The following is a 23,855-nucleotide window of genomic DNA, read 5'->3' on the forward strand; positions in this document are numbered from 1 at the left end:
GGCGGCGGTTGCATGCCGCCATCGAGGCAAGCGGCATGCACAACCCGGGAGAAACCCATGAAGCAGCCCGCAGTGAAGGGGATGGCCCCGGCAGTGGCCCGGGCTGGATCGGCGCCCGGGTGCCGGGCCAGGATGGCGTGCCGCCGCGGGCTGTCGGCGCTGGTCCTGGCGGCCCTGGCAGGCTGTGCCGGCCCGGGGCCGCGGCCCGAGGCCGGCGCCGCGGCGCCGGCTCGGCCCAGCGAGGTCTTCAAGCGCATGGCCGTGGCCGCGGCGCATCCGCTGGCCTCGCAGGCCGGGCTGCAGATGCTGCGCGAGGGCGGCTCGGCGGTGGACGCCGCCGTGGCGGTGCAGATGGTGCTGACGCTGGTGGAGCCCCAGGCCAGCGGCATCGGCGGCGGCGCCTTCCTGATGAGCTGGGACGGGCGCCGGCTGCAGGCCTTCGACGGCCGCGAGATGGCGCCCGGCGCCGCCACGGAGGACCTGTTCCTGCGGCCCGACGGCACGCCCATGAGCTTCCAGCAGGCCGTGGCCGGCGGCCGCCCGGTGGGCGTGCCCGGCGTGGTGGCGATGCTGGAGGCGGCGCACCGCCAGCACGGGCGGCTGCCCTGGATGCACCTGTTCGAGCCCGCCATCCGGCTGTGCGAGGAGGGTTTCACGGTGACGCCGCTGCTGCATCGGCACCTGGTGGAAGGGCGCGAGGCCCTGGGCGCCAGCCCGCAGGCCGCGGCCTACTGGCTGCAGCCCGACGGCCAGCCCTGGCCGGTGGGCCACCGGCTACGCAACCCGGCGCTGGCGCAGGTGCTGCGCGCCATCGCGCGCGACGGCGCGGCCGCGTTCTATGAAGGCGCCGTGGCGGCCGACATCGTGGCGCGGGTGCGGGGCCATGCCACCAACCCGGGCTCGATGACGCTGGCCGACCTGGACGGCTACGTGCCCAAGGAGCGCGTGCCGATCTGCACCGCCTGGAAGGCGCGCTACCGGGTGTGCGGCTTCCCGCCGCCATCCTCCGGGCACCTGGCGATGATGCAGATCCTGGGCCTGCTGGAGCGCCTGCCCGCCGCCGTTGCGCCCGCCGCCGAGACGCCGCTGCAGCAGGGCCTGCCCGCGCCGGCCTGGCTGCATGCCTACACCGAGGCGGCGCGGCTGGCTTTCGCCGACCGCGCCGCCTTCGTGGCCGACCCGGACTACGTGCCCGCGCCGGGCAACGACTGGCGCACGCTGCTCGATCCGGAGTACCTGCGCCGCCGCGCCGCGCTCATCAAGCCGACGAGCATGAAGGCGGCCCGCCCCGGCGAGCCCGGGCCGCTGCCGCAGGCCTGGGCGCCGCAGGCCGCCCAGCCGGAGCACGGCACCAGCCACGTGAGCATCGTGGACGCGCAGGGCCGCGCGGTGGCGATGACGACCACCATCGAGGCGGTCTGGGGCTCGCGGCTGATGAGCGACGGCGGCACCGGGCTGCCCGGCGGCTTCATGCTCAACAACGAGCTCACCGACTTCTCCTTCGCGCCGCGCGACGCGCAGGGCCGCCCGGTGGCCAACCGCGTGCAGCCGGGCAAGCGTCCGCGCTCGAGCATGAGCCCGACGCTGGTGTTCGACGCGCGCGACGGCGCGCTGCTGATGTCGCTGGGCTCGCCCGGCGGGGCGGCGATCATCCACTACACCGCCAAGACGCTGTACTTCACGCTGGGTGCCGGACTGGCGCCACAGGCCGCCACGGACCTGCCCAACTTCGGCAGCTTCAACGGCCCGACGCTGCTGGAGCGAGGCCGCTTCGCGCCGGCCACGCTGCAGGCGCTGCGCGAGCGCGGGCACGAGGTGAACGAAACCGCGCTGGACAGCGGCATCCAGGCACTGCGGCGCGCGTCGGGCGGCTGGGTGGGGGCCGCCGACCCGCGGCGCGAAGGCGTGGTGCTGGGCGAGTGAAGGGCGTGCCCCGCCGCGGACCTGCCAGGACCATGCCCGCCCGACGCCGGCATGCCTCCGGACAAGGGGTTACCCGAGGTGCCAAAACGGCCTACAGGCGGTTTTCACCACGGCCTCGGGAAGCAGGGGCACACAAGACTGACATCTTGAAAAGCCCTGGACGGCAATTTCGGAAAGGTTGGCAGCAAACGAAGTAGAAGAATTTCAAATCACACAGTTGAAAACGTTTTCGACGGCGGACTGATATTTTTTGTAAATAGCTTTTGCAATTTTCGCGAAGGGCCTGGAATGCTATAACGAAGAAGTCCTGACGTTATGGCATGGGCCTGCGAGGTGTTCTAGGTGAATTCCTGGGACGGCGCATCCGGCTGACGGTGTGCAGGGCAATTCGACTTTTCGTCTTGAACGGTTGGCCTGAAGCCGATTTGCCACTCCGGGGTGCAAAGGATGTCCGACGTGAATGCCCTGCAACGTGACGCCATGCTGGCGCCCGGCTTGGCCCTGCTGCGCCGCGCGAGACGCGACGGCGAACGCAGCCTGCTGTATTTCTACGTCGTGGCGGCGGCGCTGTCGGTGTGGATCGCGCACTACCCGCCGCTGGGCGACGTGCCGCAGCACGCGGCCCAGGTGGCTCTGGCGCTGGATCTGCTGCAGGGCCAGTCGCGCTGGGACCAGGTCGTCACCTTCAATTTCTTCACGCCCTACCTGATCGGCTACGGGCTGATGGGGCTGTTCGCGCAGGTCATGTCGATGGCCAGCGCCGTGAAGCTGGTGCTGTCGCTGTCGGTGCTGGGCTTCTTCTGGGCCGCCTCGACGCTGCGCCGCCGCTTCGAGGCGCCGGCCTTCCTGGACTGGCTGCTGCTGGCCGGATTCTTCGGTTTTGCGTTCAAGTGGGGATTCGTCACCTTTTTGCTGGCCGCGCCCATCGGCATATTCTTCATATTGAAGTCGCTGGATTTCGTCGAGGACAGCAGCATTCGCCGCGGCATGGTCCTGGCCCTGATCGGCGTGCTGCTGTTCTTTTCGCACGGCCTGGTGTTCGTGGCCTGCGTCGGCATCGGTTTCTGCTATGCGGTGCTGGGCATTTCCAGCTGGCGGATGGCGGTGGTCCGGCTGCTGCCCTTCGTGATGCTGGGAATATTGACGCTGATTTACCTGCGTTTTTCCCGCGACGTTGCGGCCCAGACGACGGAAGCGCAGCCCTTCGTGCTGGAGTGGACGCCTCGGCGCGTCGTGCGCTTCTTCCGTTACCAATGGGACACGGCGCTGCGCGCCCGGTTGATGCCCGGCTACGTGCTCAACTGCCTGGCCTACGCGCTGTTCTATCTGACGCCGTTCCTGATGGGCATGCGGCTGCGGCTGACGCTGCGGCGTGCCATCCCGTTCGCGGTGATGCTCGTCATCGGCATGGTCGCGCCCCATACCGCGATGACGACGGGCTTCATCTACGAACGCTTCGCGCTGTTCCTGATGCCGTTCTACGTCCTGCTGTTCGCCCCGGCCGACGGGCCGCTGCCCGCGTGGCACGAGCGCATGCGGCTGCTGGTGCTGCTGGCGGTGCCGACGATCCTGCTGGCCATGACGGCATCGCGCTCCTGGGGCTACTTCAAGTTCAACCGCGAGATCCGCGACTTCCGGGAAGTCATGTCCGTGATACCGCCGCAGCAACGCGTGCTGTCGCTGATCATGGACAAGTACAGCCGCGCCGCCGACAACCCGCACACCTACCTGCATTTCCCGGCCTGGTATCAGGCGGAAAAGCGTGGTTTCGTCGATGCCAACTTCGCGCAGTGGCTGCCGCAGATCGTGCGCTTCCGGCCCGGCGAGGCACGGGTGCAGTCGCCCTTCGAGTGGAAGCCCTACCGCTTCGACTGGGTCAAGCACCGCGGGGAGCAGTACGACTACTTCGTCTTCCGCAGCGTGAGCCGCATGTTCCCGACCTTCCAGGGCGTGCCCTGCGAGATCCGGCTGGTGGCCAGCGCCGGCCCGTGGGCGGTCTATCACCGCCGCCCCGACTCCTGCACCACCGCGCCGAGCGGCGGCGCCGGCGTGAAACAGGTCCAGGGCGCGCCGGCGGCGGCGCCCGACCCGCAGCGCGCGGCCGTGCCGGCCGGCGCCGGCGAGCGCCTGCGCGGGTCGGCCGCGGACGGCGTGGCGCTGCCCGGCAGCGCTCAGGCGGCCATCGCCTGGGCCGCCTCGCGCACCAGTTCCGGCCCGCGGTAGATCAGCCCGGTGTAGATCTGCACCAGGTCGGCGCCGGCCGCGAGCTTGGCGCGCGCATCGGCACCGCTGAGCACGCCGCCCACGCCGATGATGGGATAGCCGCTGCCCAGCGCCGCGCGCAGCTGCGCGATGACGCGATTGCTGGCCTCGAACACCGGGCGCCCGGACAGGCCGCCCGCTTCCCCGGCATGCGGCAGGCCCTGCACGGCGTCGCGCGCCAGCGTGGTGTTGGTGGCGATGACGCCGTCGATGCCGTTGGCGCGCAGCGTCGCGGCGATCACACCCACCTGCGCCTCGTCCAGGTCGGGCGCGATCTTGACGAACATCGGCACGGCGCGGCCGTGCTGGCGCTGCAGCACCTGGCGCCGCGCCTGCAGCGCCGACAGCAGCGCGTCCAGCGCCTCGTCGCTCTGCAGCGCGCGCAGGTTCTTGGTGTTGGGGCTGGAGATGTTGACCGTCACGTAGTCGGCGTGCGGGTACACGCCGTCCAGGCAGGCCAAGTAGTCGTCCACCGCGTTCTCGATCGGCGTGGCGGCGTTCTTGCCGATGTTCAGGCCCACCAGCCCGCCCGAGGCGCGGAAGGACTTCGCGCGCTGCACGTTGGCCAGGAACGAGGGCAGGCCCTCGTTGTTGAAGCCCAGGCGGTTGATCAGCGCATCCTTTTGCGGAATGCGGAACATGCGCGGCTTGGGGTTGCCCGGCTGGCCCTTGGGCGTGACGGTGCCGACCTCGATGAAGCCGAAGCCCATGGCGCCCAGGCCGTCGATGCAGCGCCCGTTCTTGTCGAGCCCGGCGGCCAGGCCCAGCCGGTTCGGGAAGCGCAGCCCGGCCACCGTCACCGGCGCGTTGACGCGGGGCTGCGCCCACAGGCACTGCGCGGGCGTGTTCTGCAGCCGGGCGATGCTGCCGAGGGTCAGTTCGTGGGCCTGCTCCGGATCGAGGCCGAACAGGAAGGGGCGGGTGAGGGCGTAGGGGACCAGGGACATCCCCGGATTGTCGCAAACGCCCTCGCCGATAATCCGCGCCCATGAACCAGGACGAACTCAAGGCCCTCGTGGGCCAGGCCGCTGTCGCGCACGTGGTGAGCGGCAGTGTGGTGGGCGTGGGCACGGGCTCCACGGTGAATTGCTTCATCGACGCGCTGGCCGGCATCAAGGACCGCATCGCCGGCGCGGTGTCGAGCTCTGAGCGCAGTACCGAGCGGCTCAAGGCGCACGGCATTCCCGTGCTCGACGCCGCCAGCGTCGAGCGCATCCCGGTCTACGTGGACGGCGCCGACGAGATCGACCACGCCGGCTACATGATCAAGGGCGGCGGCGCGGCGCTGACGCGCGAGAAGATCGTCGCCGACCTGGCCGAGCGTTTCGTCTGCATCGCCGACGCCTCGAAGCTCGTGGACGTGCTGGGCCACTTCCCGCTGCCGGTCGAGGTCATCGGCATGGCTGCGGCGCAGGTGGCGCGGCGCTTCCAGGCGCTGGGCGGCGAGGCCACGCTGCGCCCGGGCGTGCTCACCGACAACGGCAACCCGATCCTCGACGTGCGCGGCCTGCGCATCACCGACCCGCTGGCCCTGGAGACCGAGATCAACCAGTGGCCCGGCGTGGTGACGGTGGGCATCTTCGCGCGCCACAAGGCGCAGGTTTGCCTGCTGGGCACGGCCGAGGGCGTGAAGACGCTGACGTTCTGAGCGGCCGTTTCCCCGCCGGCGTGCGCAACGGCCACGCCCGACCTTCACTCCACGGCGGCGCCTTCAGGCGCCGTCGTCGCTTGCGCCTGACGCTTGCGCGCGCCGGGCGCGGCGCACGCCGAAGCGCGCCGGGTCCACGGCCTCGACCAGCTCCGCTTCCAGCGGGAACGGGCCGCCGCCGGCCCAGGCGGCGACGAGCTCGCCCAGCAGCGGCGCCCAGCCGATGCCGCGCGAGGCCAGCGCGGTGCACACGAACAGTCCCGGCAGCCGCGGCAGCTCGCGCGCGCGCTGCGCGGCGGCGCCGGGCAGCGGCACGGCACCGACCACCGGCAGCCGGTCGTCGGCCAGCGTGCGCCAGCCCACGCGGCCGGCCAGCGGCACGCGGTCCGGCTCCACCTCGATGCCCAGGCGGCGCAGGCGCTGCAGGTTGAAGGCCTGGTCCTCGGCGCGCAGCGCCGCGTTCGGGTCCTGCAGCTGGGCCGTGGCGCCGCAGATCACGTCACCGCCGGCCAGCGTCAGCGCGTAGCCGCCGCCAGCCACGGGCAGGCGCGGGCGACGCAGTCCCGGCGTGTCGGCGGGAATGAGGCTCACCTGTCCGCGCTGCAATCCCAGCGGCCAGTGCGGCATGCCGTTTCCCACGCTTTCAAGCAACGTACACGCTTGTCCCGCATTAGCCAGCACCACGGCGCTGGCCTGCGCCAGCTCCTGGCCGCCAGCATCCAGCAGCGACCAGCCGCCCTCGGTCTGGCGCAGCGCCTGCACCGCCACGCCGGTGCGCAGCGCGATGCCGGGCCGCTCCAGCCAGTGGCGCACCAGCGCGCCGGGCTGCAGCCAGCCGCCGCCGGGGTAGAACCAGGCCGGCTCGGCCAGGGGCAGGGCGCTGAGCGCGCTGGCCGCGGCGGCGTCCAGCGGCTGCACGACGTCGGGCGGGATGCCCTGCGCCCGCAGCAGCGCCTGCATGGCGCCGAGGTCGGCGTCGGCGCCGGCCAGGCGCAGCAGGCCGTCGAGCTGGCCGGTAACGTGGCCGGCGGCGATCAGCGGCGCGTAGGTGTGCTGCGCCAGCAGCGCCGCGGCGCGGTTGAAGCGGGCATGCGGGCCGTCCTGGCCGTTGACCACGCCGTGGAACAGGCCGCCGCGGTTGCCCGAGGTTTCGCTTGCGGGTTCGGCATGGCGCTCCAGCACGGTGACCTGCCAGCCCGCGGCAGCCAGGGCCTGGGCGCAGGCGGCGCCGGCCAGGCCCGCGCCGACGACCACGGCCGTGCGCGGCGCGCCGGGCGCCACGCGGGCCGAGAGCGGGTGCCCCACCGCGCGCCGCGGCACGAACACCGGTGCGAAGCGCGCGCTCGTCATCTCGGGCTTGGGCGGGTAGCCCGGGACGCGCTCGGCTTCGAAGCCGGCCGAGCGCAACCCGTCGCGCACGGAGCGGGCGATCGTCCAGGTCGCGGCCGTGGCGCCCGGCGCGGCCAGACGACCCAGCGCCTTGAACACGTGCGGCGACCACAGCGCCTCGTTGCGCGCGGGCGCGAAGCCGTCGAGGTAGAAGGCGTCGGCTTCGAGCAGCAACTGCGGCAGCCACGACTCGGCATCGCCCCAGGCCAACTGCAGCACGACCCGCCCGCCGTCCAGGTGCAGCGTGTGCAGGTCCGGGCTCAGCGGCGGCCAGGCGGCGACGAGCGCGGCGGCCAGCGCCGGCAGCGCGGACGATGCGTGGGCGCGGCGGAGGTCGTCCGGGCGCGGCGGGTGCAGGTCGATGGCGACGTAGTGCAGCCGCGCGCAGCGTTCGGGGTCCGCGCGCCATGCATCCCAGGTCGCGAGGAAATTGTTGCCCAGGCCGAAGCCCGTCTCCAGCACCGCGAAGCGCGGCCGGCCCTGCCAGCGCCCGGGCAGGCCATTGCCGTGGAGGAAGACGTGGCGCGACTGCCCCAGCGCGCCGGCGCGGGGGTGGTAGACGTCGCCGAAGTCCGGCGCGTGCGGCACGCCGGCGCCGTCGAACTCGATGCGGGCCGGCACGACGGGGGAGCGTTTCATTGCGGGAGAGGAATGAGGGCCGGAAACGGCAAGGGGCACCGAAGTGCCCCTTGTCCTGACTCACTGCACGCGTCGGACGCGTGGCGCGTGCGCGCCTTAGACGCGCTTGCGGTACTCGTGGGTACGGGTGTCGATTTCGATCTTGTCGCCGTTCTCGACGAACAGCGGCACCAGGATCTCGAAGCCGGTGCCGACCAGGCGGGCGGGCTTCATGACCTTGCCGGAGGTGTCGCCCTTGACGGCGGGCTCGGTCTCGATCTCGCGCACCACGGTGGTGGGCAGTTCCACGGAGATGGCCTTGCCGTCGTAGAACACCACTTCCACCGCCATGTTGTCTTCGAGGTAGGAAATGGCATCGCCCATGTTCTCGGCCTCGACCTCGAACTGGTTGTACTCGCCGTCCATGAACACGTACATCGGATCGGCGAAGTACGTGTAGGTCGCTTCCTTCTTGTCCAGGATGATCTGGTCCATCTTGTCGTCGGCCTTGAAGACGACCTCGGCGCCGCCGCCGTTGAGCAGGTTCTTCATCTTGATGCGGACCGTGGCAGCACCGCGGCCGCCGCGGCTGTATTCGGTCTTGAGCACGACCATCGGGTCCTTGCCCTGCATGATGACGTTGCCGGCGCGGATTTCCTGAGCGAGTTTCATGGCGAGATTCCGTTGAATGGCGGCGGCACGGATCGAGCGCTCGGTGCTGCCTGGGTCACGCAGCAGGCCGTGCGTCTCACGACGCGGCACTGCGCAAAGCCAGCGATTCTACCGTCTCGCGGTGATGAAACCCTGCAGCCGGGTGATCAGATCGTGCTGCAGTTCCAGGCTTTGGCGCCAGCGCGCGCTGGCCGACCGCCAGGTGGCCTCATCCGGCAGCGCCGGCGGCGCGGTTGTCAGACCGTTCCAGGCGTCCCAGGCGGCGCGCAAGGCCGCGCCGAAGGCAGGCTCGCAGCCGGCGAGGAAACGGTCCAGGAAGGCGTGCAGCTTCTGCGCATGCACGCCGTCGTGCTGCTCGTAGATCTGCCACACGAACGGCGCGCCGGCCCATTGCGCGCGCACGAAGGAATCCTCGCCGCGCACGAAGTTCAGGTCGGCGGCCCAGAGCAGATGGTCGTAGTCGTGCTGGGTCAGCCAGGGCAGGCGCAGCACGCGCACGCCCGCGGGCAGCGCGCCGGGCAGGTCGGCCTGCGCCGCGCCCGGCGTGGCCAGCAGCAGCGTCGGGCGCTGCGCCAGCCAGGGCCACAGGCACTCCAGGCGCCGGTAGCAGAACAGGCTCACCACGCGCTCGTGCGGTTGCCACTGCGCGCCCAGCGCGTGCAGCCACGCGGCGCGGTCGAAGGCGGCGCGGCGCGCGGCCAGGTCGCCCTCGCGCAGCAGCCCGCCGGTGGCTGGCGTGAAGCCGGGATAGAAGAACCACTTCACCAGCCCCGCGCCCGGCCCGCAGAACTGTGGCGACTGCAGCCCGTGCGAGCGCTCGACATAGCTCTCGGCGCTCAGGTACTCCAGGTTGACCCAGGCCGGCGCCACCGGCTGCGCAGCCATGCGCTGGATGAAACCGGCGGGCGGATCGCAGCCGAACAGCTCGACCACCACCTCGCCCGGCTCGGGAAAGGCGCCGTCGTCGCGCCACGGCAGCACTTCCACGCCCGCCGCGCCTTGCGGAGCCATCCACGCCAGGGCCGAGGCGTCGTCCACCCACAGCCGCGCGCGCTCGCCGCGCGCGGCCAGGTCGGCGGCCAGGCGCCAGGCCACACCGAGGTCGCCGTGGTTGTCGATCACGCGGCAGAACAGGTCCCACAACATGGCGCGATTATCGGAACCTTCAGAATCACGCCCTCCATGAGCCAGCCCCCAACGTCCGAACCCTCCGCCGCGCCCGGTGCCGCGGCCAGCGCGGTCCCTGCCACCGTCGTTCCCGTTCCCGAAGTTCCCTCGCCCGAAGGCGCTGCGGGCGAAGGCAGCGAAGCCGCCGCCGCGCCGCGGCGCGCCGCGCTGCTGGCCGAGGTGGCGCAGCTGCCCGCGCTGCCCGGCGTCTACCGCTACTTCGACGCCGCCGGCAACGTGCTCTACGTCGGCAAGGCGAAGAACCTCAGGCGGCGCGTCTCCAGCTACTTCCAGAAGGACCACGGCGGCACGCGCATCGGCGTGATGGTCGGCCGCATCGCCCGCATGGAAACCACGGTGGTGCGCACCGAGGCCGAGGCGCTGCTGCTGGAGAACAACCTCATCAAGGCGCTCAATCCGCGCTTCAACATCCTCTTTCGCGACGACAAGAGCTACCCGTACCTGCAGCTCGTCTCGCACCGCTTCCCGCGCATCGCCTACTACCGCGGCGCGATGGACAAGAAGCACCGCTACTTCGGCCCCTATCCCAGCGCCTGGGCGGTGAAGGAGTCAATCCAGCTGCTGCAGAAGGTGTTCCGGCTGCGCACCTGCGAGGACACCGTCTTCGCCAACCGCAGCCGGCCCTGCCTGCTCTACCAGATCCGGCGCTGCACGGCGCCCTGTGTCGGGCTCATCAGCGACGCCGACTACACCCGCGACGTGCACAACGCCGAGCGCTTCCTGCGCGGCGAGCAGCAGCAGCTGCTCGACCAGCTGCAGCAAAGGATGATGGCCCACGCCGAGAGCTTCGAGTACGAGAAGGCGGCCGAGCTGCGCAACCAGATCTCCGCGCTGTCGCGCGTGCTGCAGCAGCAGTCGGTGGAGGCCAACAGCGCGTCCTCGGCCGAGAAGGACGTGGACATCCTGGCCGTGAAGGTGCAGGGCGGCCGGGCCTGCGTGAACCTGGCCATGGTGCGCGGCGGCCGCCACCTGGGCGACCGCGCGCATTTCCCGGCGCATGTCGAGGAGGCGGCCGCGATCGGCGCGGCCGAGTCCGACGTGGAGGAAGGCGAGGCCGGCGAAGGCGCCGGCACGGCCGCCGCGCCGGTGGCGCCCGAAGTCAGGGTGCTGGAGGCCTTCATCGCACAGCACTACCTCGACAGCGCCGTGCCGCCCTCGCTGGTGCTCAGCCACCCGGTGGACGCGGCGCTGATCGAGGCGCTGTCGCAGCACGCGGGCTCGCGCGTGAGCGCGCAGCACCAGCCGCGCGAGCAGCGCCGGGTGTGGCTGCAGATGGCGCAGCAGGGCGCGGAGCTGGCGCTGGCGCGGCTGCTGGCGCAAGAGGGCTCGCAGCGTGCCCGCACGCATGCCCTGGCCGAGGCATTGGGGCTGGAGGTGCAGGACCTCGACACTGTGCGCATCGAGTGCTTCGACATCAGCCACACCGCCGGCGAGGCCACGCAGGCCAGCTGCGTGGTGTTCGAGAACCACCAGATGAGCTCCGCGCAGTACCGCCGCTTCAACATCACCGGCATCACGCCCGGCGACGACTACGCCGCCATGCGCCAGGTGCTCACGCGCCGCTACGGCAAGCTCGCCGAGGGCGTGGCCGCCGGCACGGCGCGCATGCCCGATGTGGTGCTGGTGGACGGCGGCCGCGGCCAGGTCAGCATGGCGCGCGAGGTGTTCGAGGAACTGGGTCTCGACTTGTCGCTCATCGTCGGCGTGGAGAAAGGCGAGGGGCGCAAGGTCGGGCTGGAGGAGCTGGTCTTTGCCGACGGGCGCCCGAAGGTCTACCTGGGGGCCGACTCCGCCGCGCTGATGCTGGTGGCGCAGATCCGCGACGAGGCGCACCGGTTTGCCATCACGGGCATGCGCGCCAGGCGCGCGAGCGTGCGCACTGGCGGCAGCCGGCTGGAGGACATTCCCGGCGTCGGCCCCAAGAAACGAGCCCGGCTGCTGCAGCGCTTCGGCGGCGTGCGCGGCGTGGGCCAAGCGAGCATCGACGAACTCGCCAGCGTCGAAGGCATATCCAAGGATCTGGCGGAGGAGATTTACCGTGCGCTCCACTGAAACCCCACGCCCGCTGCGCTGGTGGGCCCTGATCGCGACTGCCCTGGGGTTGAGTGCCTGCAGCGTGCCCGGCTTGCTGCACAAGCCGCCCGAAACCGCCTCGGCGCCGCCCGCGCCGAACCCGGTGCTCAGTCCGTCCACGGCCGCGGCCGTGGCCGCGCTGCCCGCGCCGGCCCGGCCCGGGGACTGGACGTCGTACCGCATCCAGGCCGCGCTGCGGATGGTGGCGGCCAACCCGAAGACGACCTACACCGGCGAGGTGCCCGAGCCGCTGCTGGCCATTCCGGTGCTGGAGGTGGAGCTCAACCGCGACGGCAGCGTGCGCCGCATCAACGTGCAGCGCGTGCCGGGCCAGGCCAAGGACACGGTGCAGCTGGCCATCGACGCCGTGAACCGCGCCGCGCCCTTCGGCGACGTGGGCCACCTGCCGCGGCCCTGGAAGTTCAGCGAAGTCTTCCTCTTCAACGGCGACCGGCACTTCAAGCCGCGCACGCTGGACCAGTGAGCCGGTGACGCGCTGACAGGGACTCCCTCCCGCCGCGGCGCGTGCCGGCGGGAGGGGGGTGTAGCAGCAGGCACAATGCCGGCATGTTCTTCAACCTGCCCACCCTGCTGACCTGGGCCCGCATCGTGGCCATACCGCTGATCGTGGCGGTGTACGAGCTGCCGCTGGGCGAGAAGACGCAGAACCTCACGGCCACGGTGCTGTTCGTCGTGTTCGCGCTCACCGACTGGGCCGACGGCTGGCTGGCGCGGCGGCTCAATCAAACCTCTTCCTTCGGTGCCTTCCTGGACCCGGTGGCCGATAAATTCCTGGTCTGCGCCTCGCTGCTGATCCTGGTGCAGCTCGACCGCGCCGACGCGCTGGTGGCGCTGGTCATCATCGGCCGCGAGATCGCCATCTCGGCGCTGCGCGAGTGGATGGCGCAGATCGGCGCCTCGCGCAGCGTGGCGGTGCACATGGTCGGCAAGCTCAAGACCATGGTGCAGATGATCGCCATCCCCTTCCTGCTCTACGACGGGCGGCTGCTGGGCGTGATCGACACGCACCTCTGGGGCACAGTGCTGATCTGGCTGGCGGCGGTGCTGACCATCTGGTCGATGGTCTATTACCTGCAGAAGGCGCTGCCCGAGATCCGCGCCCGCGCCCGTTGAGCCAGGGCGTCACGCCGGCGGCCGGCGGCGACGGCGGCGCCGCGCTGCTGCGCGCCATGCCGGCGCTGTTCGTGGTGATCTGGAGCACCGGCTTCGTGGTGGCGCGCTACGGCATGCCGCACGCGCCGCCCTTCACCTTCCTGGCCTGGCGCTATGCGCTGTCGGTGCTGTGCTTCGCCTTGTGGATTGCGGTGAGCCGCCCGGCCTTTCCGCGCGACCGCGCGCAGGCGCTGCACCTGGCGCTCACCGGCGTGCTGATGCACGCGGGCTACCTGGGCGGCGTGTGGGCTGCCGTGAAGGCCGGCATCCCTGCCGGCACGGTGGCGCTGATCGTGGGCTTGCAGCCGGTGCTCACGGCGCTGTGGGTCTCGGCCAGCGGCCAGGAGGCGCGTGCCAGCGCCCGGCAGTGGGCCGGATTGCTGCTCGGCCTGCTGGGCCTGCTGCTGGTGGTGTGGCGCAAGCTCGGCACCGGCGAGGTCACCGGCTTCAACCTGCTGCTCTCGGTGGGCGCGCTGCTGGCCATCACCGCCGGCACGCTCTACCAGAAGCGCTATGTGAAACCTTGCGACGTGCGCACCGCCAGCCTGGTGCAACTGTCGGCGGCGCTGGCCGTGTCGCTGCCGCTGGCGGCACTCGAGTCCGAGGGCATGCGCTGGCACCCGGAGCTCATCGGCGCGATGGCCTGGTCGGTGCTGGCGCTGACGCTGGGCGCGAGCTCGCTGCTGTACCTGCTGATCCAGCGCGGCGCCGCCACCCGCGTCACCAGCCTGATGTACCTGGTGCCGCCGTGCACGGCGCTGCTGGCTTGGGGCCTCTTCGGCGAGCCGCTCACGCCCGCGGTGCTGGGCGGCATGGCGCTCACCGCCCTGGGCGTGAGCCTGGTGGTGCGGGGCGGCGGACGCTGAGGTAGCGCCGCCGCGCTGCCGCCGGCTTCAGAAATCCGCCTGCAGCGACACGCGCCAGGTGCGCGGCGCCAGCGGGTACAGGTACACGTGGTTCGCCAGTGAAGGCGACTCGCGCCAGGCACGGCGGTCGAAGGCGTTGTCCACGCCGGCGCGCCAGGTGAGCGTGCTGCCGTTCTCCACGCGCTGCGTGTAGCGCGCGCCCAGGTCCACGCGGGTCCAGCCGCCGATGCGCGGGCTGCCGTCCGTGGGCAGCACGGCGCGGTCGCCCTCGTGCACGACCCAGCCCTGCAGGTTCAGCCCGGGCAGGGCGGCGACGTCGTGGCCGGCCATCAGGCGCAGGCTGTAAGCCGGGACGTTGGGCGGGCGGTTGCCGTCGAGGTCGTTGCCCTCGATGCGGGCGCGCAGCGCCATCGCGCCGGCGGCGAACTGCCAGGCGCCGGCGCGCTGCTCGACGAGGCCTTCCAGGCCGCGATGGCGCTGGCGGCCCTCGATGGTGAAGCTGGCGCCGGTATCGCGCGCATAGGGCTGGTCGATGGCAAAGGCCGACACGTTCCACTGCAGGCCCTGCCGGCTGCTGCCCTTGAGGCCCACCTCCGCCTGGCGGCTGCGCTGCGCCGGCAGCACGAAGCCGGGGTTCGGGTAGCTCGGGAAGAAGGGCACGGCGCGCGACTCGATGCCGTGGCCGAAGCTGGCGTAGGCCATCAGCCGCTCGTCCAGCGCATGGCTCAACGCCACCCAGGGGGTGTTGAAGCTCTGCGCGTGGCCGGGCAGCACCGTGCCGTCGCTGCTGCGGCTGTCGCGCTCGATGCGGGTGTGGCGCAGGCCCAGCCAGAGCTGGTTGCGCGCGTCCAGGCGCACGTTGTCGCGCAGGTAAAGCTCGGTCGTGCGCTCCTTGCGGCTGACGGTGTCGAAGGTCAGGTCGGGGTTGGGATCGACCTGCACGCTGCCGTCGTCCTGGCCGGAGCCGGCGTAGTTGAAGGCCTGGCGCGGGATGCGGCTCTCGAAGCGCGAGACCAGGATGCCGGTGGTCAGGGCGTGGGTGACCGAACCCGTCTGGAACTGTCCCGAGGCCTGCAGGTCCAGCGCGTCGCTGCGGCGGCGCTCGTTGTCGCTGCGGTAGTCGTAGAGGTCGAAGCTGCCGTCGCTGCAGTAGCGGTCCGCGAGGTAGGTCGCCTCGTTGCCGCAGCCGAAGGGGTAGGCCAGGCGGTCGTCGGTGCGCAGGCGCTGCGTCATCGCGTGCGCAGCGAGCTTCCAGCCGCCGTCGAGCCGGTGCGTCAGCCGCAGCGAGGCGGTGTTGGCCTCGAAGACCACCGGCTGCGTCCAGCGTTGGTTGTTGAGGTTCAGGCGCGGATCGATGCCGTGCGCATCGGGCACGTCGGGGCCGCGCAGGCTGAAGCCCGGCACGCTGGGCTGCGACTGGCGGCCGTGCTCGATCTCGGCTTCCAGCAGCGTGTCGCGCGCGAGCTTCACGTCGCCGGCCAGGGCCAGCAGGTGGCGCTCGCCGCGCAGGTCGCGGGTCTGCGGGTGCAGCCGCTCGGCGGCGGCGTTCAGGCGCAGGCCGTAGCGCTCGTCCTCGCCGAAGCGCTGCGACAGGTCCGCCGCGCCCAGCACGCTGCCGTTCTCGCGCCAGCCCAGGACGGCGCTGCGCACGGTGCGGTCCGGGCGCTTCACGACGTAGTTCAGCAGCCCGCCCGGCGCGCTGGCGCCGGCCTGGATGCCGCTGGTGCCCTTGAGCAGCTCGACGCCGGCCTTGTTTTCCAGGGCGATGGCTGTCTCGCCGCTGATGGGCAGGCCATCGCGGCGGTAGTTGAAGCGCGCATCCAGCGCGTAGCCGCGCATGCTCACGTTGCCCCAGTAGCCCTCGCTGTTGTAGGCGTCGGAGACGCCGGCATCGAGCCGCACCAGGTCCGCCACCTGGCGCGCGCCGACATCCAGCAGCTGCCGCTCTCCCAGCACGCGCGCGCTGATCGGGGTGGAGGACAGCGGCTGCTCGCCGAAGCCGCTCACGGCCGGCGCCGGCGTGCGGCCGGTGACGGTGATGGTGGCGGTGACCGGCGCGGCGTCGGCGGCATTGGCGGCGCCGGACGGCGCGGTGGCGTCCTGCGCCAGCGCGGGCAGGGCCAGGGCCAGCGCGGCGGCCAGCGGGGACGCGGCGAACAGGGCGCGCGAAGTGAAGCGGTGGGTCATGGGTGCTACGGCGGTGCCGCGACAGGGCGGCACGGCCGCCGCCCTGGCGTCGTGCGACGAGGAGAGCGGCCACCGCGGCGTTCCCTGCGCGAGGATTACCTCAACAGGTTCAAAGGGACTTTCTCAGCCGGGTTCCGAAGCGGAACCCAGCACCCCCAGCGAAGGGCGCGATTATCGCGGCGGCGTTGCGGCCCTCTGTGGCCTGCGGGCCACGAAGGCGCGCCAGGCCTGGCAAGGCTTTGTGACGCGCCCATGAAAAAGGCCCGCAGCGCGGGCCTTTCAGGAGGTACGGGCGGGAAGCCGCGTCTCAGTCGAACACCGGCGTTTCCACGCCCAGCACCTTGTGCAGCTTGGGGCTGGTGGTCGTGTACTGCAGGTGCACCTTCTTCTCCGGGAAGATGTAGGGCACGGCACCGAAGGCGGCCAGCGCGGCCTCGTGGAAGCCGGAGAGGATCAGCTTCTTCTTGCCCGGGTAGGTGTTGACGTCGCCCACGGCGAAGATGCCGGGAATGCTGGTCTGGAACTTCTCCGTGTCCACCACGATCTGCTTGCGCTCCAGCGCCAGGCCCCACTCGGCGATGGGCCCCAGCTTCGGCGACAGGCCGAAGAACACCAGCAGCATGTCCATCGGCACCACGCGCGTGACGCCGTCACCGCCGGTGACCTTGACGCCGTTGAGTGTCTGGCCGTCGGCGCTGGCGTCGATGCCCGTGACCTGGCCGACGATGAACTGCATCTCGTAGGCGTCGCACAGCTCCTTCATCTTGGCCACCGAGGCCGGCGCGGCGCGGAAGCCGTCGCGGCGGTGGATCAGGATGACGCTCTCGGCCTTGTTCGGGCCCTCCTGCGCGAAGTTCAGCGCCCAGTCCAGCGCCGAGTCGCCGCCGCCGACGATCACCAGGTTCTTGCCGGCGAAGAGGGCGGGGTTCTTGACGCGGTAGAAGACCTGCTTGTCGTTGAAGGCGTCCAGGCCATCGACCTTGAGCATGCGCGGCTGGAACGAGCCCACGCCGCCGGCGATGAAGATGGTCTTGGTCAGGAAGCGCGTGCCCTTGCTGGTCTCGACGTAGAAGCGGCCGTCGTCCTGCTTCTGCACCGTCGTGACTTCCTGGCCCAGGTGGAAGGTCGCGCCGAAGGGCTCGATCTGCTTGAGCAGGTTGTCGGTGAGCTCCTTGCCGGTGCACATCGGCACGGCCGGGATGTCGTAGATCGGCTTGTCGGGGTAGAGCTCGATGCACTGGCCGCCGGGGTAGGCCAGCGAGTCGATGATGTGGCACTTGATCTCGAGCAGTCCGAGCTCGAACACCTGGAACAGGCCGCAGGGGCCCGCGCCCACGATCACGGCATCGGTTTCGATCGGGCCGTCGTGGCCCGCCGCCGTCTTGGCGACTTCTTCGTTCAGTTGGGGTTCCATGATCTCGCGGGGCTTACTTGATCAGTTCCGGCAGCTTGCCGGTGCGGTTCTTCCACTCCTCGGCATCGGGCAGCGCGGCCTTGCGCTTGGTGATGCTGGGCCACTGCTTGGACAGCTCGGCGTTGAGCTTGATGAAGTGCTGCTGGTCGCCCGGCACGTCCTCCTCGGGAAGGATAGCGTTGACCGGGCACTCGGGAATGCACACCGCGCAGTCGATGCACTCGTCCGGATCGATCGTCAGGAAGTTCGGGCCTTCCCGGAAGCAGTCCACGGGGCACACATCGACGCAGTCGGTGTATTTGCAGCGGATGCACGATTCGGTGACGACGTGGGTCATGGCGTTTGGAGTGGTGAAGTTGAGCCCGGCCGCGCACACGACCGGCGGCGCCGCGGCGAAAGGCGAAAAATGACGATTTTAAGGCCTGAGGGTTTCCACTGAAACCTGAGATACATCAAGAACGCGACGGGGCACCGCCTTATGTCGCTTCGGGCGCCTCGGCCGCACCGATGGCGTCCGCCGCGTCCGTCGCCTCGGCCGCATCCAGCGCCGACGCGCCCGCGCCCACGATCACGATCGTGGGCTGGCCCGCGTGCAGCGCCGCGGCCTCGGCCAGCGTGTCCACGCGGTGCGCGCTGGCGCGCTCCTGCGGCGTGCCGACGGCCGAGACCACGCTCACCGCCTCGCCCGACGGCCAGCCCGCGTCGAGCAGCCGCTGCGACAGCGCCGGCAGCGCGTGCCCGGCCATGTAGAACACTTCCGTGTCGGCGCTGCGGCTGGCGCGCAGCGTGCCCGCGCGCGTCATGGCCGTGCTCAGGCTGACGTTGCGCCCGCGCCCGCGCCGCGTCAGCGGCCGCTGCGTCGCGGCCGCGGCCGCCATGGCCGAGGTCACGCCGGGCACGACCTCGCAGTCGATGCCCGCGGCGCGCAGCGCCAGCAGCTCCTCCTCGAGCCGGCCGAACACGCTCGGGTCGCCGCCCTTGAGCCGCGCCACCAGCGCCACGTCCGGCCGCCGCGCCTGCTCGACCAGCAGCGCGTTGATGCGCGCCTGGCCGGTGCTGTCGCGGTAGCCGCGCTTGCCCACGTCGAGCCACTGCGCCTGCGGCGCCAGTGCCCGCAGCGCGGGGTCGGTCAGGGCGTCGAAGAGCACCACCTGCGCCGCGCCCAGGCGCTGCGCGCCGCGCACCGTGATCAGGTCCGCCGCGCCGGGGCCGGCGCCGATGAAGACCACGCGGCCCATCTGCTGCAGCGTCCTTCCCCGGTCAGGCCGGCAGGGCGCTTTGCTTGACGTGCAGGCCGCATTCCTTGGCCGACTCGTCCTCCCACCACCAGCGTCCGGCGCGGAAGGGCTCGCCCAGCGAGATGGCGCGGGTGCACGGCGCGCAGCCGATGCTCGGGAAGAACTGGTCGTGCAGCGCGTTGTAGGGCACTTCGTGCAGCTTGATGTAGTGCCACACGTCGCCCCAGGTCCAGTCGGCCAGCGGGTTGAGCTTTACCCGGCCCCGGTCGTCCTGGTCCTCGAACGGGACGGTGCCGCGGTTGTCGGACTGCTCGCGGCGCATGCCGGTGATCCAGGCGCCGCGCTCGGCCAGCATGCGCGACAGCGGCTCCAGCTTGCGCACCGCGCAGCAGCCCTTGCGCAGCGGCATGCTCTCGTACATGGCGCGCTCGCCGTGGCGGCCGACGAACTCGATCACCGCTTCCTGCACCGGGCGGTAGACCTCGACCTCGATGCCGTAGCGCTCCCGGATGCGCGGCAGCAGCGCCAGCGTCTCCGCGTGCAGCGCGCCGGTGTCGAGCGTGCCCAGGGCGATGGGCAGGCCATGGCGGCCGATCAGGTCGGTGATGACCATGTCCTCGGCGCCGAGGCTGTTGGCCAGCACGACGCGGCCGGGGAAGCGCTCGGCGGCGTCGCGCAGCAGGTCCAGGGCGCGCGCGACCTTCGCTTCGAAGTCGGCGCTGGGGCGGGCGTGGAGTTCGATGGCGCTCATGGCGGTGTCAGCTCCGGGAGGCGTAGGGCTGCGGGTTGTTGCGCGCGAACAGCGGTTGCGGGTGCTCGGTGTCGCCCTGGTAATGGCCGCCGAAGAAGCCCAGCGCGCGGCGCGCGAACTCGGGCTTCTGGTCGGCGCGCAGCTGCGCCGCGTCGAAGCCGGTGCGCTGCAGCAGCGGCACCATGTCCACCAGCACCTCGCCGGTGGCGCGGACCTCGCCCTTGAAGCCGTAGCGCGCGCGCAGCAGCCGGGCCTGCGAGTAGGCGCGGCCGTCCACCCACTTCGGGAAGTGCAGCACCACCAGCGCCAGGCGCGGCAGGTCGGCGGCCACGTCTTCCACGTCGGCATCGTTGGGCAGCATCACGCCCACGGCCACGCCCTGCGGCCATTCGGCGCGCACCGCGTGCCACTGCTCCAGCGTCAGCAGCCGGTGCGGCGCCACGGGCGGGTGGCTCTGCGGGCCGTCCTCGCCGCTGACCTGCTGCCAGCGGTCCTGATGGGGGTCGATGAATTTCATAACGGAAGGCAACTCGAAAGGCGTAAGGACTCGAAGGGCTCAGGCGGGCACGGCCTCGCGCTGCGCGGTGCTGCTGCGCACGGCGTCGGCGGCGGCCTTGAACGGGACCAGGCCCACGCGGCGCACGGTGTCGATGAAGCGCTCGCCCTCGCCGCGCTGCTGGCGGTAGGTCTCCAGGATGGCATCGATCACGTCGGGCACCTCGTCGGCCGCGAAGGACGGGCCGATGACCTTGCCGGCCACGGCCTTGCCCGACAGCGTGGAGCCGTCGGAGCCGCCCAGCGTGATCTGGTACCACTCGCTGCCGTCCTTGTCGACGCCGAGGATGCCGATGTGGCCGCTGTGGTGGTGGCCGCAGGAGTTGATGCAGCCCGACATGTGCAGGTCGATGTCGCCGATGTCCCACAGCTCGTCGAGGTCCTGGTAGCGCTCCAGCAGCGCCTCGGCGATGGGGATGGAGCGCGCGTTGGCCAGGGCGCAGAAGTCGCCGCCCGGGCAGGCGATCATGTCGCTGAGCAGCCCGATGTTGGGCGCGGCGAAGCCCGCGCCCTTGGCGGCCTGCCACACGGCGTACAGGTCGGCCTCGCGCACCCAGGGCAGCAGCAGGTTCTGGTCGTGCGTCACGCGCAGCTCGCCCAGCGAGTAGCGGTCGGCCATGGTGGCGGCCGCTTCCATCTGCGCCGAGGTCGTGTCGCCGGGCGCCTGGCCCACGCGCTTGAGCGACAGCGTCACGGCGCGGTAGCCGCTGACCTTGTGCGCGTGCACGTTGCGCTCCAGCCAGCGGCCGAAGGCCTGCTGCTGGTCGCCGTGGCGCGCGGGCTGGAAGCCGCTGGGCGCCGGGCGCACGCCCGCGGGCAGCGCGAAGCTCGCCGCCACGCGCTCGAGCTCGCGCGGCGGAATCAGGTGCGCCGCGCCTTCGGCGTCGTGGGCCAGGATCTGGCGGAACTCTTCATTGACGGCGTCGAAGAACTTCTGCCCCTCGGCCTTCACCAGGATCTTGATGCGCGCCTTGTAGAGGTTGTCGCGGCGGCCGTAGCGGTTGTAGACGCGCACGATGGCCTCGATGTAGACGAGGATCTGCTGCCACGGCACGAAGGCGTTGATCTCCACCGCCACCACCGGCGTGCGGCCCATGCCGCCGCCGACGAACACCTTGAAGCCGACCTCGCCGGCCTCGTTCTTCACCACTTGCAGCCCGATGTCGTGCCACAGGATGGCAGCGCGATCCTCGGCGGCGCCGGTGATGGCGATCTTGAACTTGCGCGGCAGGAAGGCGAATTCCGGATGCAGCGTGCTCCACTGGCGCAGCACCTCGGCATAGGGACGCGGATCGACCTCCTCGTCGGGCGCGATGCCGGCCAGCGCGTCGGTGGTGATGTTGCGGATGCAGTTGCCGCTGGTCTGGATACCGTGCATGTCCACCTCGGCCAGCAGCTCCATCACGTCGGCGGCCTGGTGCAGCGGGATCCAGTTGAACTGGCAGTTCTGGCGCGTCGTGAAGTGCGCGTAGTCGCGGTCGAACTCGCGCGCGATGCGCGCGAGCTGGCGCAGCTGGCGGCTGGAGAGCTCGCCGTAGGGCACGGCGATGCGCGCCATGGGCGCGTGGCGCTGGATGTACCAGCCGTTCTGCAGCCGCAGCGGGCGGAACTCGTCGTCGCCAAGCTCGCCGCGCAGGTTGCGCTCGAGCTGGTCGCGGAACTGCGCAGCGCGCGCGCGCACGAACTGGCGGTCGAAATCGGTGTACTTGTACATGTCAGTGCTTCACTTTCAGTCTGGCCGTCATCGGGGCCCCGTGCGCGGCAGTGCGCGCACCCGCTGCTCGGTCAGTTCCAGGCGCAACGGCGTCGCGGGCCGGCGGCGTTTCACATGCGCGAGGCCGGCTCAACGTCCTCGCCCAGGCCCGCCCGAAACGCCACCCGATCCAATCGCCATTCCCGCTTCGGAGTGATTGACTTGCGCGAGCTCAAGCTCTCGCCCAGGGTGTGAAATGTAAACGCCGTCCTTATATTTCAAAAGAACAGAAAAGTTGTTTGCTTATGGAGCGCATAAGCTAAGAAGCCCTGCGAGGCTGCCGCCCAAGTCCGGGTAAACCAGTGCCCGGGCCAGCTTTTCTAGAATCGAACCCCATGCATCAACGCCCCCGTTCGCGGTGCCGGAACTTGCTTTCCGTGCTGCCGCTGCTCGCGCTGGCCGCCTGCCAGAGCGTGCCGCCCCAGGTCTCCAGCACCATTCCCACGCCGGTCGTGACCCCGGCGCTGGTGGCCGTGAAGCCCGCCGTGCCGCGCGATCCGCCGCGCATCGGCCTGGCGCTGGGCGGGGGCGCGGCGCGCGGCTTCGCGCACATCGGCGTGATCCAGGTGCTGGAGGAGGCGGGCATCCGGCCGTCGCTGGTGGTGGGCACCTCGGCCGGCTCGCTGGTGGCGGCGCTGTACGCCAGCGGCCTGAACGGGAAGCAGCTGGGCGAGCTGGCGGTGGCGATGGACGAGTCGGCCATCACCGACTGGGCCTATCCCGGGCGCGGGCTGCTGCGCGGCGAGGCGCTGGCGCGGTACGTGCGCGAGCACACCGGTGCCAAATCCATCGAGCAGATGAAGCTGCCGCTGGGCATCGTCGCCACCGACCTCGACAGCGGCGCGCCGATCCTGTTCCAGCGCGGCGACACGGCCACCGCCGTGCGCGCCTCCAGCGCCGTGCCGGCGGTGTTCCAGCCGGTGCGCATCGGCAACCGCGAGTACGTCGATGGCGGGCTGGTGTCGCCGGTGCCGGTGCGCTTCGCGCGCCAGATGGGCGCGGAGCTGATCGTGGCGGTGGACATCACCAGCCCGCCCGAAGGCCAGCCCACGGGCGACGCCATGCGCATGCTGCTGCAGACCTTTTCCATCATGGGCCGCAGCATCAACAGCTTCGAGCTCAAGGACGCCGACCTGGTGCTGCGCCCCAGGCTCGACGGTGTCAGCAGCGCCGACTTCACCGCGCGCAAGCGCGCCATCCAGGCCGGGCGCGAGTCCGCCCAGGCGCTGCTGCCGCAGCTGCGCCAGCGCATCGCGCTGCTGAGCCAGTGAAGGCCGGCCGGTAGAGGGAAGGGGCCGTGCGCGCGGATGCGCAGGCCCCAAAGAAAAAGCCCGGCGGGCGCCGGGCTCAAGGTACCCTGAAACCACTTTCCCCAGGTACCGAGGAGACAACCTTTCGCGGCGGCATTGACACCGCCTCGTCAGCCGAACTGGCGTCCGGCCGCGTCCTAGGTTGTGATTCAGGCAGCCTTCTTGGCCTTGGCGGCCACGTTGGCGGTGGCCTTGACGGCGCTGGTGGTCACGGCGTTGAAGTTGGCTTCGGCCACTTCGGCGGCCTGCTTGGCAGCCTTCTGCACGCTTTCGTAGGCGTTGCTGGCGGCGGCGACGGCGGACTTCACCAGGGCGACGGCGTTCTCGGAGCCGGCCGGGGCGTTCTTGACGGCGCTGTCCACGAAGGCGGCGATGTTCTTCTGGGCGTCGGCCAGCTGGGCCTCGACGACCTTGCTCACTTCGGCGTTGGTGGCGGCGGCGATGTCATACACCTCGCGGCCGTAGGCCACGGCCTTCTCGGCGGCCGGCTGCAGCAGGCCGGCTTGCAGGGACAGCAGCTCCTGCGGGTTCGTCACGGCCATGGCAGCCTTGGTGTTCTCGGCGGCGTCGTTCAGGGCCGACTTGGCGGAAGCCAGGTTCAGGGCGGCCATCTTCTCCACGCCTTCCAGGGCCTTGCCGGCCAGACCGAAAGCGGTCTCGACGTTGGCCTTGGAAGCGGCGATCAGTTGTTCGGCGGTCAGCATGTTCGGTCTCCGGGATCGAGGGTTGGGGAACTTGGAAGTCTTTTGCTGCAGTGCAGCATGGGTGCAAGTATAGGCTTGTCGCCTGCCAGCGCAAGCACTTTTTGCTGCACCGCAACAAGGTCTTTTGTCGT

The 23,855-nt window shown here is 71.0% G+C and carries 20 protein-coding genes; 8 read left to right on the top strand and 12 right to left on the bottom strand.

Translation table 11 applies throughout. From position 1 onward, the window contains the following. Window positions 1–57 precede the first annotated feature (57 nt). Together FJ694_RS04550 and FJ694_RS04555 are read left to right on the top strand one after the other, a co-directional pair. Entirely contained in the window at window positions 58–1,923 is a 1,866-nt protein-coding gene (locus FJ694_RS04550) for a gamma-glutamyltransferase family protein (protein WP_232539892.1), read from the top strand. 456 nt (window positions 1,924–2,379) lie between these two features. Next, window positions 2,380–4,146 carry a glycosyltransferase family protein gene (locus FJ694_RS04555; RefSeq protein WP_157264634.1) on the top strand — a complete coding sequence of 589 codons (1,767 nt, stop codon included), beginning with the start codon at window positions 2,380–2,382 and terminating at the stop codon, window positions 4,144–4,146. On the opposite strand, the gene FJ694_RS04560 is transcribed toward FJ694_RS04555, so the two are convergent. Then, entirely contained in the window at window positions 4,095–5,132 is a 1,038-nt protein-coding gene (locus FJ694_RS04560; protein WP_157264637.1) for a quinone-dependent dihydroorotate dehydrogenase, read from the bottom strand. The two genes, FJ694_RS04555 and FJ694_RS04560, sit on opposite strands and share 52 nt — an antisense overlap. Window positions 5,133–5,173: 41 nt before the next feature. Between FJ694_RS04560 and rpiA the strand changes: the two genes are divergently transcribed. After that, window positions 5,174–5,833, top strand: a complete 660-nt coding sequence (gene rpiA, locus FJ694_RS04565; RefSeq protein ID WP_157264640.1) for a ribose-5-phosphate isomerase RpiA — start codon at window positions 5,174–5,176, stop codon at window positions 5,831–5,833. Between the two features lie 63 nt (window positions 5,834–5,896). Here rpiA and mnmC read toward each other — a convergent pair whose 3' ends face one another. From mnmC to earP, 3 genes are all read right to left on the bottom strand, one after another. Continuing rightward, entirely contained in the window at window positions 5,897–7,861 is a 1,965-nt protein-coding gene (gene mnmC / locus FJ694_RS04570; RefSeq protein WP_157264644.1) for a bifunctional tRNA (5-methylaminomethyl-2-thiouridine)(34)-methyltransferase MnmC2/FAD-dependent 5-carboxymethylaminomethyl-2-thiouridine(34) oxidoreductase MnmC1, read from the bottom strand. Between the two features lie 96 nt (window positions 7,862–7,957). Continuing rightward, window positions 7,958–8,512 (bottom strand): elongation factor P, encoded by a 555-nt coding sequence (gene efp / locus FJ694_RS04575; protein ID WP_157264647.1) that lies wholly within the window; start codon window positions 8,510–8,512, stop codon window positions 7,958–7,960. A gap of 108 nt (window positions 8,513–8,620) precedes the next feature. After that, window positions 8,621–9,658: an elongation factor P maturation arginine rhamnosyltransferase EarP gene (gene earP, locus FJ694_RS04580; protein WP_157264650.1), complete on the bottom strand. Its 1,038-nt coding sequence runs from the start codon at window positions 9,656–9,658 to the stop codon at window positions 8,621–8,623. Between the two features lie 36 nt (window positions 9,659–9,694). On the opposite strand from earP, the gene uvrC reads away from it, so the two are divergent. From uvrC to FJ694_RS04600, 4 genes are all read left to right on the top strand, one after another. Further along, a complete protein-coding gene (gene uvrC / locus FJ694_RS04585) occupies window positions 9,695–11,752 on the top strand; it encodes an excinuclease ABC subunit UvrC (protein WP_157264653.1) in 2,058 nt (685 codons plus the stop codon). Further along, a complete protein-coding gene (locus FJ694_RS04590; RefSeq protein WP_232539893.1) occupies window positions 11,739–12,257 on the top strand; it encodes a hypothetical protein in 519 nt (172 codons plus the stop codon). The genes uvrC and FJ694_RS04590 overlap by 14 nt, the downstream gene beginning before the upstream one ends. Window positions 12,258–12,340: 83 nt before the next feature. Beyond that, the gene (gene pgsA, locus FJ694_RS04595; protein WP_157264656.1) at window positions 12,341–12,907 is read left to right on the top strand and encodes a CDP-diacylglycerol--glycerol-3-phosphate 3-phosphatidyltransferase; all 567 of its coding nucleotides are present in this window, start codon (window positions 12,341–12,343) and stop codon (window positions 12,905–12,907) included. 56 nt (window positions 12,908–12,963) lie between these two features. Then, a complete protein-coding gene (locus FJ694_RS04600) occupies window positions 12,964–13,812 on the top strand; it encodes a DMT family transporter (protein ID WP_157264721.1) in 849 nt (282 codons plus the stop codon). Window positions 13,813–13,839: 27 nt separating this feature from the next. Here the strand turns inward: FJ694_RS04600 and FJ694_RS04605 are convergent, their stop codons facing one another. The 7 genes from FJ694_RS04605 to FJ694_RS04635 form a co-directional block, all read right to left on the bottom strand. Further along, window positions 13,840–15,999, bottom strand: a complete 2,160-nt coding sequence (locus FJ694_RS04605; protein WP_157264659.1) for a TonB-dependent siderophore receptor — start codon at window positions 15,997–15,999, stop codon at window positions 13,840–13,842. 307 nt (window positions 16,000–16,306) lie between these two features. Beyond that, window positions 16,307–17,413: an NAD(P)/FAD-dependent oxidoreductase gene (locus FJ694_RS04610; RefSeq protein WP_157264662.1), complete on the bottom strand. Its 1,107-nt coding sequence runs from the start codon at window positions 17,411–17,413 to the stop codon at window positions 16,307–16,309. A 13-nt stretch (window positions 17,414–17,426) separates the two neighbouring features. Further along, window positions 17,427–17,750, bottom strand: a complete 324-nt coding sequence (gene fdxA / locus FJ694_RS04615; RefSeq protein ID WP_157264665.1) for a ferredoxin FdxA — start codon at window positions 17,748–17,750, stop codon at window positions 17,427–17,429. 139 nt (window positions 17,751–17,889) lie between these two features. Continuing rightward, window positions 17,890–18,651: a uroporphyrinogen-III C-methyltransferase gene (gene cobA / locus FJ694_RS04620; protein ID WP_157264668.1), complete on the bottom strand. Its 762-nt coding sequence runs from the start codon at window positions 18,649–18,651 to the stop codon at window positions 17,890–17,892. Between the two features lie 22 nt (window positions 18,652–18,673). Next, window positions 18,674–19,402, bottom strand: coding sequence for a phosphoadenylyl-sulfate reductase (locus FJ694_RS04625; protein ID WP_157264671.1), 729 nt, complete (start codon window positions 19,400–19,402; stop codon window positions 18,674–18,676). 7 nt (window positions 19,403–19,409) lie between these two features. Then, on the bottom strand, window positions 19,410–19,919 hold the full coding sequence (locus tag FJ694_RS04630; RefSeq protein WP_157264674.1) for a DUF934 domain-containing protein: 510 nt from the start codon (window positions 19,917–19,919) through the stop codon (window positions 19,410–19,412). A 39-nt stretch (window positions 19,920–19,958) separates the two neighbouring features. Next, on the bottom strand, window positions 19,959–21,671 hold the full coding sequence (locus FJ694_RS04635) for a nitrite/sulfite reductase (protein WP_157264677.1): 1,713 nt from the start codon (window positions 21,669–21,671) through the stop codon (window positions 19,959–19,961). Window positions 21,672–22,045: 374 nt separating this feature from the next. Between FJ694_RS04635 and FJ694_RS04640 the strand changes: the two genes are divergently transcribed. Continuing rightward, entirely contained in the window at window positions 22,046–22,981 is a 936-nt protein-coding gene (locus tag FJ694_RS04640) for a patatin-like phospholipase family protein (RefSeq protein ID WP_157264680.1), read from the top strand. Window positions 22,982–23,169: 188 nt separating this feature from the next. On the opposite strand, the gene FJ694_RS04645 is transcribed toward FJ694_RS04640, so the two are convergent. Then, window positions 23,170–23,724, bottom strand: a complete 555-nt coding sequence (locus tag FJ694_RS04645) for a phasin family protein (RefSeq protein ID WP_157264682.1) — start codon at window positions 23,722–23,724, stop codon at window positions 23,170–23,172. Between the last annotated feature and the right edge of the window lie 131 nt (window positions 23,725–23,855).

Origin of the sequence: Azohydromonas aeria, assembly GCF_009760915.1 — a bacterium.
GTDB lineage: Bacteria > Pseudomonadota > Gammaproteobacteria > Burkholderiales > Burkholderiaceae_C > Azohydromonas > Azohydromonas aeria.